At 55.2% G+C, this 12,436-nt stretch carries 12 protein-coding genes; all 12 read right to left on the reverse strand.

Annotated features, from left to right (window positions below; genetic code table 11):
• Window positions 1–55: 55 nt before the first annotated feature.
• The 12 genes from MKY96_RS28565 to spoVT all read right to left on the reverse strand — a co-directional run bounded on the left by MKY96_RS28565 (window position 56) and on the right by spoVT (window position 12,413).
• On the reverse strand, window positions 56–994 hold the full coding sequence (locus MKY96_RS28565) for a serine/threonine protein kinase (protein WP_445322091.1): 939 nt from the start codon (window positions 992–994) through the stop codon (window positions 56–58).
• A complete protein-coding gene (locus tag MKY96_RS28570; protein ID WP_036723943.1) occupies window positions 984–1,730 on the reverse strand; it encodes a hypothetical protein in 747 nt (248 codons plus the stop codon). The genes MKY96_RS28565 and MKY96_RS28570 overlap by 11 nt, the downstream gene beginning before the upstream one ends.
• A gap of 713 nt (window positions 1,731–2,443) precedes the next feature.
• The gene (gene spoIIE / locus MKY96_RS28575) at window positions 2,444–4,951 is read right to left on the reverse strand and encodes a stage II sporulation protein E (RefSeq protein ID WP_340945746.1); all 2,508 of its coding nucleotides are present in this window, start codon (window positions 4,949–4,951) and stop codon (window positions 2,444–2,446) included.
• A gap of 673 nt (window positions 4,952–5,624) precedes the next feature.
• Window positions 5,625–6,125, reverse strand: a complete 501-nt coding sequence (locus MKY96_RS28580; protein ID WP_036696437.1) for a S1 domain-containing RNA-binding protein — start codon at window positions 6,123–6,125, stop codon at window positions 5,625–5,627.
• 125 nt (window positions 6,126–6,250) lie between these two features.
• Window positions 6,251–6,586 (reverse strand): FtsB family cell division protein, encoded by a 336-nt coding sequence (locus tag MKY96_RS28585; protein WP_340945749.1) that lies wholly within the window; start codon window positions 6,584–6,586, stop codon window positions 6,251–6,253.
• Window positions 6,587–6,617: 31 nt separating this feature from the next.
• Entirely contained in the window at window positions 6,618–7,181 is a 564-nt protein-coding gene (gene yabQ, locus MKY96_RS28590; protein WP_340945750.1) for a spore cortex biosynthesis protein YabQ, read from the reverse strand.
• On the reverse strand, window positions 7,178–7,462 hold the full coding sequence (gene yabP, locus MKY96_RS28595) for a sporulation protein YabP (protein WP_076082791.1): 285 nt from the start codon (window positions 7,460–7,462) through the stop codon (window positions 7,178–7,180). The genes yabQ and yabP overlap by 4 nt, the downstream gene beginning before the upstream one ends.
• Window positions 7,463–7,596: 134 nt before the next feature.
• Window positions 7,597–7,875: an RNA-binding S4 domain-containing protein gene (locus MKY96_RS28600; RefSeq protein WP_036723951.1), complete on the reverse strand. Its 279-nt coding sequence runs from the start codon at window positions 7,873–7,875 to the stop codon at window positions 7,597–7,599.
• Window positions 7,875–8,147 carry an HU family DNA-binding protein gene (locus MKY96_RS28605; RefSeq protein ID WP_036723954.1) on the reverse strand — a complete coding sequence of 91 codons (273 nt, stop codon included), beginning with the start codon at window positions 8,145–8,147 and terminating at the stop codon, window positions 7,875–7,877. The genes MKY96_RS28600 and MKY96_RS28605 overlap by 1 nt, the downstream gene beginning before the upstream one ends.
• A gap of 285 nt (window positions 8,148–8,432) precedes the next feature.
• Window positions 8,433–9,932, reverse strand: a complete 1,500-nt coding sequence (gene mazG / locus MKY96_RS28610) for a nucleoside triphosphate pyrophosphohydrolase (protein ID WP_340945753.1) — start codon at window positions 9,930–9,932, stop codon at window positions 8,433–8,435.
• Between the two features lie 78 nt (window positions 9,933–10,010).
• Entirely contained in the window at window positions 10,011–11,663 is a 1,653-nt protein-coding gene (locus MKY96_RS28615) for a putative polysaccharide biosynthesis protein (protein ID WP_340945756.1), read from the reverse strand.
• A 207-nt stretch (window positions 11,664–11,870) separates the two neighbouring features.
• Window positions 11,871–12,413, reverse strand: coding sequence for a stage V sporulation protein T (gene spoVT / locus MKY96_RS28620; protein ID WP_036723994.1), 543 nt, complete (start codon window positions 12,411–12,413; stop codon window positions 11,871–11,873).
• Window positions 12,414–12,436: the final 23 nt, after the last annotated feature.

Here is a 12,436-nt window from a genome sequence, read left to right on the forward strand (position 1 = left end):
TTACACCGCCTGCTCCGGCGGTCAGCATCTTGTTGATTATGTACGATTTCAGATCTCAGAAACGGAAAACCCAGTATAGCGTGAATGCCAGCAGAAATAAAGACAGCGCGAACGCATTTTTGAGCCAGCGCGGGGTCGCCATCGTCTCGTGTCCGCTCTTCCGTCCTCTGTAGATGTGGCTTCTCCAGATCTCTGCTGCCTGCGCGGAACCGGGGAAACCGCCTTTGAGCGCGAGGCATAGCCAGGAGGACAGCTTCTTATCCGGCAGCTCCCGGGCCAGCTTCATCAGCTCCTCTACGCTCCTTGTCTGCGGCAGCTGCTGGGCGGCAGACTTCAGCCCTTCTTCATTAAGCAGACGCAGGCACAGGACGGCAAAAGAAAACAGGTCATAGCTCTGGTCGCCTGTCCGGCTGCCGGCATTCCAGAATCCGCGGTCATGCCATTCGGTGAACTGCTTCACGCTCCGTCCGATTGGGCTTGCCCCTCCGTAATCAATCAGCTCGGCTTCCCCATAGCTGGATACCATGACATTCTCCGGCTTCAGGTCCCCGAACACGAAGCCGCACTCATGCAGCGTCTGCAGCTTCTCCAGTATCGTCATTCCGACCAGCCCCAGCCAGGAGGCACCGTTCCTGGACAGGAAATGGTGCAGCGGCCTTCCTTCCACATAACGCATTACATAAAAGGGCGTATGGTCCCGGTCCTTGAAATCATCCGATTCCAGCAGATAGGAGGATAGCGGCGATTCCTTGCGGGCCCGGTGCTCGCTGCGCTTGCGGCAGGACTGCAGGGAGGTCAGCACGTTAATCTCAGACTGCAGCTCCAGCGTATCGTATCCGATCTTGAGCGCATACCGCTCCCGTCTGCCTTCCCGCTGCACCAGATATACGGTTCCGTTTGCCCCCTTCCCCAGCACACGCTCCACGACATAACGGTTCCCCCGCCATTTGCCGGTAATCACTGTGCCTGCCGGATAGGATGGATTAGACGACATACCCATCAATCATCCCTTCTCTTGCCCCGTCATCTTCCCCTGGAAGATAATTACGATGTTCTTCCAGTTTATCATACCGGTAATGTTCCAGCACCTTGAAAATAGCCGGTCCGGTCGGCGTAGCCCCCCGCATCTTCAGTCTGGAAAAGAGGGAGCGGACCTCGGACACATTCCGGGTCCAGTCGATATCCAGCATGGCATCCTCACTGCCGGAGCGTCCGGGAAAATGGAACACGGCAATCTCGCTGCGCCCTTCCCGAGCCTCCAGACTTAGCGCCAGATCACGGATGGCGTCCTCCACCGCGCCAAGCTTCGGCTTCATACTGGCGCTTGCATCAATTAAAAGCGCTATGCGCAGCGGCGAGGTCTCGGTCAGCTCATCGACCACGGTAACCACCTGTGAACGCTGCTGCGGAGGCAGCTCCGCCAGTGAGCCGTCGCCGAGAATTTTTTGCACCTCTTTATTAACCGCCTGCTGAATGGTCTGAACCACCGTCTTGCGTGTCATCATCTGAATGGTCTGGGCCAGCTGCGGGGTTCCCACGATCCGGCTGATCCCGCCCCCCGCCTTGGCAATATCGGCAATCTCCCGGCTGCCCAGCTCACCGATGGTTCCATAATCTACGACCCCTACAACATTGACCGTGATGCCCTCCTGACGGGCGTGTGCAGCCGCCAGCACCGGACTCTCCCCCACATTCGAACAACCGTCTGTGATCAGCAGAATTTGCTTCATGACCGTTCCTCCCTTCCTTGTCTAGTTACTAGCATTGCCAAGGTTGAGAGATTTCAAACGCCGCTTAACGCTTAAAGATTAGATCTGAATGAGCTCGTAAAAAAGAGTCTCTGCGAGAATTTTGGGCCTTCGATCGCTGTTGTCTTCCGATTTCTTGATTTATTGTACCGCAGCTCGCGGTTGAAATCGGAAGACAAAGGCGAACGCTTCGCTTCTACGGCTCCAAAATTCTCTCCGTTCCGTTAATTTTACGATAAACCTTCAACCTCAACTTTCGTCCGCTAACCAGCAGCGGTTGAAAAGGAGAGGAGCAGGGGCTGGCGCGTGGGTGGAATGCACCCGCTGAATAATTTAAAGACAAAACCCGGCCTTTCAGCGCTCACTTTGCTTTCGGCCCTTGAATGTTACTTTTACTCATACTTTTACTCATACTTTTGCCCATTCTCATGCTTCATCCCCTAGCTCCAGCTCCGAATCTAATAATCCTGCCTAAAATGCAACATTCCTCTCATTAATCCCTCCTGGTATGGGAAATGTTGCACAAAAGGCAGGAATCCTCCTCCTTTAAGCAGATTAGTGTAAAAAATCTTGCAATTCATGCAGCAATCCACTCCAACACCCGGATATCTTCAGCGTCAAGCTGCATTATGTGCAACATTTCCAGCTTACTCATCCAATAGACTAATTAGTTGTCAGTTCAATGGCTTACTGCGTTAGCTAACCGTACGCGGACGCTCCATCCGGCCCACGCCGGGCATATGCAGGCTGGACCATTCCGGGTGGTAATGATCCACACGGCTGACTACGATGGTCATGTCATCATGGACCTCATTGCCCTGATAGCGGATTACTTTATCTAGCAGCTCGTCCGCCATATCCTGCGGGTCATCGCCCTCCAGCTCCTGAATCAGACGTTTCATCCATATCTCCTTATTAACGGCATAACCGGGCGCATCATAAATACCATCAGTCATCATAATGAGGATATCACCGGGGCGCAGCTGCATGGTGACCAGATCGACCTCAATATCTTTGATGATGCCGATCGGCAGATTGCTGGCCGTCACGGGGATCACCTCGCTGCCCCGCCGGATGAAGCTCGGAGCGGAAGCAATCTTCATGAAAATGGTCTGCGCCGAATACTGGTCGATCAGCGCCATATCTACTGTCGCATAGAATTCATCCGGGGAGCGCAGCAGCAGAATGGAGTTAACGGACTTCACCGCCAGCTTCTCATCCATTCCCGATTGCAGCAGCTTCTCCAGCATAGATAACGCAGCGCTGCTCTCCATCCGGGCCCGCTCCCCGTTGCCCATTCCGTCACTGATGGAGACGGCAAAGGTGCCGTTACCCAGCTCCACCGTACTAAAGCTGTCTCCCGACAGCATATCGCCTCCCATTGCGGCGGCAGCTACACCGGAGCTTATCTCGTAAGCCTTCGCCGAGCCAAAGGTCACCATCGACAGGCCCTCGCGGGGATGGACGGCGGTCTCACTGACCACTGCGATATTCTCCTCCAGAATATCCGAGAGCAGCGGGGCGATCATTTTGCGGCATTCATCGAAGCCCCGGGTGTAGGCATGCACGACTTCAATCTCTACCCGGCCGGGATCGAGACTCAGAATCTCAATGCTGTGAATGGAGAGGCCCAGCTTCTCCAGCGCCTCCCGGATCTGGCTCTCCTGCCGGTACATCGCCTGCCCTTCCCGCTTAATCTCCTTCGCCAGGTCCTCCATTACCTGCGAGACGCCGGATAATTGCTCGGCCACAAATTGGCGGCTGTCGTATATTTGCCACTTCCAGCGCATATCATGCTGGTATAGCTCATATTGGCCCTTCATCACCTCAAGAACCTCCCCCGTCCTGCCGCAGATCCGGCTCCACTCCGGCGGCAGCTGGGCAGCGGTAATGTCCGGGCACTCCTCCACCGTGGTCATCATGTCGGTCATATATCTGTAGGTCTGATAGAACTTGGCATCCCAGCAGTGGGTCCGCCGGATGCACCCGGCGCAGGCTCCCTCTGTTACCGTATTCATAAAATCCTCCATCTCACGGTCGCTTTTGCCCGCCTCTGCGGCCCGGGGAATCTGCCCGAAGCTGCTGGAGAGCTGCTGGAATACCTGCGAGAACTGGGTCACCCGGTCTGCTGTAATATCCCGGACCCTCCGGGCATATTCATGCTGGGAACGGCTGTGATCGGCCGTGCCTGGTACATATTTGGCAATGGCAGTAATCATCCCCTTAGGTGTTAGAAGAAACAATACTACGGCTGCACAGGTCTCCCAGGTAGAATTCATGACATCGCCCGGTCCCATGAAGTATACGGATAGAATCGTTGATCCCAGCAGCATCCCGATGGAGACCGCCCCTTTGCGTCCGGACTGCATCATACCTGCCAGCATCCCGGAAAAGGCCAGCAGGCTCATTTGATAGATGGCTCCGATATCGGCCAGACTGAGAATAAGTCCGGTCACTACACCAACCGCAGCACCAAGCGGCGCTCCTCCGGCCAGGGCAAAGATCAGAATCAGAAACCGCGATAAAACATGCTCCAGCGATAGACCGTTAATGGTCCAGCCGACAAGGCCGGTCATGACGGAAGCCAGCAAGATGATCAGACAGAGTACCTCCTCATTGCGGAGTGCCCTGCTTTTCTGCTTATAGGTGAATAAAGGAAGCGCCTGCAGGAATACAAGCGTCAGCACGAACCCGAGTATGGCATCAATGGCCGCCATCATCAGCGGATACCACGTGAGCGAAGGACCGATAACGACCTGAAACAGTCCCACCATAAAAGAAGCTACGAACACCATCAGAGGGGCATAAGACAGATCCACCCGCTGGAAGTTCTCCAGCCCTTTGTAGATCAGATAAAAAATAATCAGCTCTGCCGCAACCACGATGGCACCCGGAAACGGGGTGAAGAGACTGCCGAGCACGATGGCTGCGGCCACAGGCAGCATGGAATCCCTGCGCATAAATACAATGACGGCGAAATAAGCAGCAGCAAACGGGGTAAGCTCATCCAGGATCATAGCCCGTCCCAGCAAAAAGCCCATAAGGCTAAGCAGCAGCACCCACTTCTTGACCGCGATGAACTGGATAACCGGCAGCTTGGTGCCCCACGCCTTCAAGCGCGTACCTAAGGCTTCTTTCTGATTTTTGTCTTTGCTTCCTGCTCTTGTCCACTCCGGCAAATTCACCACATTGCTTTTACTCATTCCCTGCACCACCCGTTTATGAATTTTATGGTTCTCATTATATAGCGGGGGTCTTAAGAAAGTTTGTCAGAAACGGAGAGCAATCTGTAAAAAATTTCCGACAAAAAAGCCTGTCCCGACATTCTGTGGAAAAGCCTCCCAATCCCATACGGGGTAAAAGATCGGCTGCGGACTGCCGCAGTCAGACTGCCGGTTGCTGGTAGTGGCCGCGCGGACATTCGTCAGCGATTGCCCTGGAGTTATGTGAGAATGGCATAGATGCTGTCGGCAATTTGTTCAAAGCCCGACAAAAATAGCCGGAAGCTTGGGCGCGCGGTATAGAGCTGGGGCGGGGTGGGCTGCTCATACTCTGCGTTGCGAGCAAAATGTAGTCGGTTTTCCGATTACATTTGGTCCATACACCTCTCCGTTGCCGATTGTAATCGGTTTTCCGATTACATTTGGTCAATGCACCTCCATGTTGCCGATTGTAGTCGGTTTTCCGATTACATTTGGTCAATGCGCTTCCACGTTATCGATTGTAGTCGGTTTTGCGATTACATTTGGTTCACGCTCCTCCAAGCTGCCAATGGTGTTCGGTTTTTGGCTTACATTCGGCCCGCGGGCACAAACACAAAAAAACCGCGAAGGGCGCAATGCCCCTGCGGTTTATTTATGATGTGCAAGACTCAGATTATACGCGCTTGGCTCCACGGCCGCCGCGCTTTCCTTCTGTGTTCTTCTTGATCGAAGATATCCGTTCTTCGCTGTCTTTCAGGAAGCGTGACATTTTATCCTCGAATGAAGGTTTACCGGCTGCAGGCTTGAATGGACGCCCACCCCGTTCACGATTGAATCCACCGCCGCCTCCGCCACTGCCGCCACCACCGCCGAAACGGTCTCCACCGCTTGGACGTTCAGGTCTTGGAGCTCTGGGGGGACGTACTTCCGATGCCGGCTTATCAACGGCTTGCTTAATGGAAAGTCCGATCTTGCCGTCCTTGTCAACATTGATCACCTTAACGGTTACTACATCCGCAATCTTCAAATGATCGTTGACATCCTTGACGTAGTTATCGGCGATCTCCGAGATGTGAACGAGACCTGTGACACCTCCTGACAGATCCACAAATGCTCCGAAATGCGTGATGCCTGTCACTTTGCCCTCTAACTTGGTGCCCACTTCAATTGCCATAGAATAAAATGATCCTCCCTTAAAAATATACAGACGAATATAATGTCCATCCTGTCTGCGGTGATTTGATTATACAGTAAAGAGCAAAGCAAGGCAACACAGCGTAAGCCTCTTTTCGCCTGCTTTTATTGCCCGGATTGCTCGGTACGGATAGGTGATTCGCCTGCAGGATACATATTGTACCATTTACGCGCTAATTGTCCGATATACTCATCGTCATTCAGACGCGAGACCTCATATTTCAGTTGATTCAGCGTAGCTGTTACACTCTCATTGCTCTCGGTCTTACGGGCGAGTTGTGCACTCTTGTCTGCGATTGCTGCGCTCTGGGCAAAGAAAGTGAATCCGGCCCAGCCGAAGAAAACAGCCATCACAAGAATCCATATAAACTTTCTTCTCTTCGCGCCTGCGGCCGAAGCACTCTGGTTCGTATTCTTCTCTTCCGCAGAGAATCTGTTCATTTAAGCTTACCTCCAGTTCCAGGGTTCAAGGTCAGCGCTTCCGCCACCCTGATATCCACTTGGTGATCCTCACGATCCGGGCGCTATGAACGAACCGGGATGTATACGGAGAGGCCCACCTTACAGGAAGTACCCAGATTGGCTTGGTTAGACGCAGCAGCAGCTTAAAAATATAAAGAAGGACCCGGCCGAACAGCAGCACTGTTCCCTTAATCAGGCGCCACAGCCAGAGAATCGGACCTCCGATAACTATGGTAATGAACCGCCATAGCTTCCTGCATGCATACTGCACCGACTGAATTAACCTTACCACAAAACGCTGCACCGTAATACTGAAGATCAAAAAATAGATCCATACACCTAGAAAGAGGCCAAGAACGACATAAAACCTCAATTGTCCCTGGTTTCCGGCATAAAGCATGCGAAAGACCAGCAGGGCCGCCCCTATCCAATACAGCAAATCCAGCAGCGCATTCAGCCAATTGGGAAATCTCAGCTTCTGCGACAGCACCCGGTAGCTGTCATAGGCCAGTCCCATGCAAATGCCGGACAGAATCATATAGAGCAGGGTGATCCATTGAACGGAGGGATTCATTTAAACAGCTTGCGGAGAATCCCTTTATTTTTGCCTTGCGCCCCGGGGTCAAGATAAATCAGGGAATGAACATTGCCTTCAAGGGACAGCATTCCATTCTCCAGACTTAGATTCTTGATATGTAAATGAGTACCCCGAATGGTCAATTGGCCGAGTTCTGTACTTAGCAGAAACTCCTCGTTGTCAAAGCTCTCCACATTCTGCACACCTGTCAGCTCAATCTGCTTACGGCTGCGCATGTGCAGATCATGCTGTTTGTTGACTTTAGTTGGCTCCATCATAGCATGTACCCCTCCTTCTTGGTTCTAATCTATGAAGGAAGGACAGGGTATAGAACAAGAAAAAAGAGGCATCCCGCTCCGCCGTCTTCCGGCTTCAGGAATACCTCTTCACCTTATGCTGCAATCATTTGCTGCTACCAGTCGAGTCCCGTGCTTTTGGCAACAGGCTCTTCACGGAGCAGGGTATACATTCCGGCGGCCTCGTCCTTGCGGGTGGTTTCCACCAGCTTTTCCACTTTGACCGTCACAAGCTTTTGGCCGAACTGCACGGTAATTTCGTCACCGATCTTCACCGTGCTGCTCGGTTTGGACTCCCGTCCATTGATCAACACCCGGCCCTGTTCGGACACATCCTTGGCCACGGTGCGGCGCTTGATCAGACGGGAGACCTTCAGGAACTTGTCCAGACGCATTAGTTAACGGCTTCTTTGAGCTTGTTACCTGCCTTGAAGGCCGGCACTGTGGATTCAGGAATTTCGATAGGTGTGCCCGATTGCGGGTTACGGCCGGTGCGGCCGGAACGTTTGCGCGTTTCAAAAGTACCGAAGCCGATCAGCTGTACTTTATCTCCGCTTGCGAGAGCTTCTGTAATTTCGCCGAGCATTCCGTTAAGTACGGTTTCTACGTCTTTTTTGGCCAATCCGCTTTTCTCGGAAATGTTGTTTACCAGATCTGTCTTGTTCATAATTTGAAGTTCCTCCTAGGATACAAAAAATAAATGAAAATCAGGTTTACCGGAGAATCACGGCAAATCGTCATTTCGTCTTTATGATATTCTGGATTCCGCCCTCAATTCCTGCCACGATCCGCCGTTTTTTTTGAAAAAGTAACATCGTGCGTAGGATATGGGGGTTATAGCACTATAACATTATAAACCTCTCAATGCATTTTAAATCAGAGATTCGCGCCAATAGTCACAGCATTGCCGTGAAACGCGCGGGATATACGCCGAAGACTATAATTCTAAAATCTATTGCTTCCGCTCTTCTGTCTTGGCTTCCTGCCAGAGGGCCTCCATCTCTTCGAGCGGGCTGTCCTCCAGCCGGACCCCCTGATCCCGCAGACGCTGCTCAATATACTCGAAGCGGGATACGAATTTGCGGTTGGTGCGGGTCAGCGCTTCTTCCGGATCGGCTCCGATGAAGCGGGCCACATTGGTGGCTGCGAACAGCAGGTCGCCCAGCTCCAGCATCTGCTCCTCGGCGGACTGTCCCGTCTCAATCGCTTCCTGAAGCTCGTCAACCTCCTCGCGGATCTTGGCCAGCACATCACTGGTGTTATCCCAGTCGAAGCCGACGCGGGACGCCTTCTTCTGCAGCTTATACGCCTTCATCAGAGCCGGCAGATCCCTCGGAACCCCGCTGAGTGCGGACAGGGCTTCGGGCTTCACGCCTTTGCGCCGCTTCTCCTCAGCCTTCATCCCTTCCCAGTTCTGCAGCGCCTCCTCGGCATTGCCCGCCGCCTGATCGCCGAATACATGCGGGTGGCGGAACAGCAGCTTCTCATTCAGCCCCTCAATGACATCGTAGACACTGAAGGTTCCCAGCTCCTCTTCCATCTGGGAGTGAAGCATAATCTGGAGCAGCAGGTCGCCCAGCTCTTCCCTCATATGGTCTGGATCATCCTCGTCAATCGTTTCCAGCACCTCATAGGTCTCTTCGATCAGATTTTTGCGCAAGGATTCATGCGTCTGCTCACGGTCCCAGGGGCAGCCCTCGGGGCTCCGCAGAATATCAACAATCTCATGCAGCCGGGCAAAGGTGCGGTTACGTGCTTCATCCGCACGGCTCGCCGGAACATATACCAGCGACAGATTACCATAGCCGTCCAGCCGGTCCAGCTCGTACAGCGGCACCCGGAGAATCTGCTCTTCGCCCTCCACGCCAAGCGCATGTGCGGCAATGACCTCATACTCTGGCGGGTACAGCTCCATCAGGCAGAGCTTGGTCTCGGACGCAGTGAAGCTGTCATAGACCTGCCCGATCAGGGTGTGCAGCTCCGGGTGAAGCTGGGAGCTGCGGATACCGGAGGCGTCCAGCAGCTGGAAGCCTTCAATCGGATCAAAGCCCAGACGGACAAACGCTTCGTCGAGGAAGCTCTCGCCGCCGAGGATATTCAGCTCAATGCCCGCCTCCGGGCAGCGCCCGCGCAGCAGAGAGACGGCGGATTCGGCCACCATGGGATGCCCCGGCACGGCATAGACGATCTCCGTGCCCTGCGGAGCGGATGCAGCCTTCTCCATTAGCGTTGCCGCAATGGCTTCATAGACCTCAGGGAAGGACGACAGCGACTCATACAGCCCGTCGAAGGACTCCCAGAATATCTCCATCTCCGCCAGTGCAGCCATGACAGGATGCTCTGCGGTCCGCACGTATACGGCCGAGGCCGCCTTCAGCTTCTTGATAATGCCCAGTGTCAGCCGGTCCGGGTTCCCGGAGCCCAGGCCGACGATCGTTAATGTTGCGCTCATGCCATTCTGCTCCTTCCAGGCAGCCGCGTCCTGCTGTTCGCGAAAGGCGGCTGCGCTATGTATCTATTGAGCTGCGCCTTATGGGAACAGGCGCAGCTTCTTCAGCTTGTCCGCTAAGCGCGGGCCGAAGCCCGGAAGCTGGCGCAGCTCGCTCTCGCTGAGCAGCCGCAGCGCCACTGCGCCGAGTGCGAAGACGGCGCAGCCTGCGAGCACGCCGAGCAGGCTCTGCGCCAGGGCCGCGGTCCGCCCGCCGCCGAAGCCGGCGGCGTCTGCCGCCCAGGCTGCGCCGTGGCTCACAGCCGCGGCGGCCAGCCCCAGGCCCGCGAGCAGCGCCGCGGGCTTCAGCAGGACATCTGCTGCGCGCAGCCGCAGATGTCCCTGCCGGTAGAGCAGCAGCACGTTCAGCGCTGCTGCGAAGAGATGTGCGGCCACGCCAGCGATGGCCGCACCGGTAATGCCCTGCTGCGGGACGAGCAGCAGGTTGAGGGCCGCCTTAAGCACAGCGGCGGCCAGCAGGGTCAGCGCCGGCGCGCGCACGGCGCCCAGGCCTTGCAGCAGCGCGGCGGAGATGATGCTGACCGTGCCGCCCGCGGCGGTGAAGGCCAGCCAGGTCATCGCGCCGCTGCCGGCGGCGTCCCCGTACAGAGCCGTGTTCACCGGCTCGGCAAGCACGGCCAGGCCTACGGAGGCGGCCAGCCCGAGGAGCCAGAACCAGCGCAGCGACAGCGTGATGCGCGTGCGGATCAAGGCCTCATCCCGCTGATACTTCGCTTCGGCCAGTGCCGGGATGAAGACGACCGAGAGCGAGGTCGCCAGCATCATTACGATCTGCACGAGCGGCAGCCCGCGGTTATAGATGCCGAACTGGGCCATCGCCGCCGTCTCGCTGCTCCCGCTCCCCGCCAGCAGACGGGGAACTGTGAAGACATCGACCAGTCCGATTAACGGAACAGCCAGCGCACCAAGCATCACCGGGAGGCCATAGGCTAACAGCTCGCGGGCAGGAATGCCCTGCTTATCCCTTCGTACGGCCGATGCCGTTCTGTTCTGAAGCGGAGCTTGAGGCAGCCTGTCGGGCAAGCCCCGGCGGTGGCTGCGCCAATACAGCAGCATCACGCCGAGACCGGCGATCCCGCCCCCGGCTGGACCCAGCATCGCACCCGCAGCGATTCCTGCCGCATCTGCGCCAGCGCCCGTTAGATACAGCAGAAGCGCGATCATGACCGCCACGCGTACCGACTGCTCGACCACCTGTGACACGGCGGTCGGCATCATATTATGCAGTCCCTGGAAGTAGCCGCGCAGCGCCGCCATCAGCGGCACCACCGCCAGCCCCCAGGCACTGCTGCGCAGCGCCGGAACAATATGGGAGCTGCCGACCCATACCGCAATGAGCGGAGCCCCGGCGTAGACCAGAATGCCGAGCACCAGGCCGCTGGCCGCTGTAATTCCGGCGGATAGAAGCAGGACCCGCCGCCCCTTCTGCGCGTCCTGTGCCGCCGAAGCCTCGGCCACGAACCGCGAGATGGCGGCAGGCAGCCCGAGCATCGCCACCGTAACCAGAATGGTATACAGCGGATAGACCGTATTGTAGATACCGAACGCGGCGTCACCGCCCAGATTCTGCAGCGGTATCTTCTGGAGCGTACCGATCAGTTTCGAGAAAATAGCTGCCGCGCTAAGAATAAAAGCGCCCTGCAGCAGCTTCGAGCCTTGCGAATTGGATGTCATCGTTTACCTGCTTCTACAGCCATAACTGCCATAATATAGAGCTTGCTTTAACCTAAGCAAATGAATTTCTATATTATAACTTATCTAAGGGTAGAAGTGTAAATGGCTATGCGTCTATTCCTTAGCGGGCCGATTCACAGCAAAAACCCGCCATTCCCTACGGTCATAATAACCAAAGGAAAAGCGGGACTCTCCAGCACCAGCTGATTACTGCTCCATTTGCTTGCCCAGGAAGGCTGCGGCTGTCTCCGCCATTTTCACTTCCATCTGGGCCATCTTGACCGAATCATCCTTGTTCAGCAGCACTACGCAGCCGATCGGATCTCCTCCGGAGATAATAGGCGCTGCCACATAAGTGGATAACAGCTCCGTGTGGTCCTTGCTGATGTCATAGCTGCCTGCATTGGTCTCAAGCATCGTTTTACGGCTTTCCATTACCTTTTCCAGCAGCACACCCACTTGCTTCTCCAGATAATCCTTCTTGGAGCCGCCGGCGAGCGCGATGAACGTGTCCCGGTCCGTAATCATGGTAATATGCCCTGTTCCTTCATACAGCGACTCTGCATATTCCTTGGCGAAATCGCCCAATTCACCAATCGGTGAATATTTTTTCAATATAACCTCACCATCGCGGTCAACAAAAATTTCCAGAGGATCGCCCTCACGAATCCGTAAGGTGCGTCTGATCTCTTTGGGGATAACAACTCGTCCGAGGTCATCAATACGTCTTACAATACCAGTAGCTTTCATTTCAAATGTTGCCCCGCTTTCCT

Source organism: Paenibacillus sp. FSL R7-0302, assembly GCF_038006885.1.
Taxonomy (GTDB): domain Bacteria; phylum Bacillota; class Bacilli; order Paenibacillales; family Paenibacillaceae; genus Paenibacillus_AQ.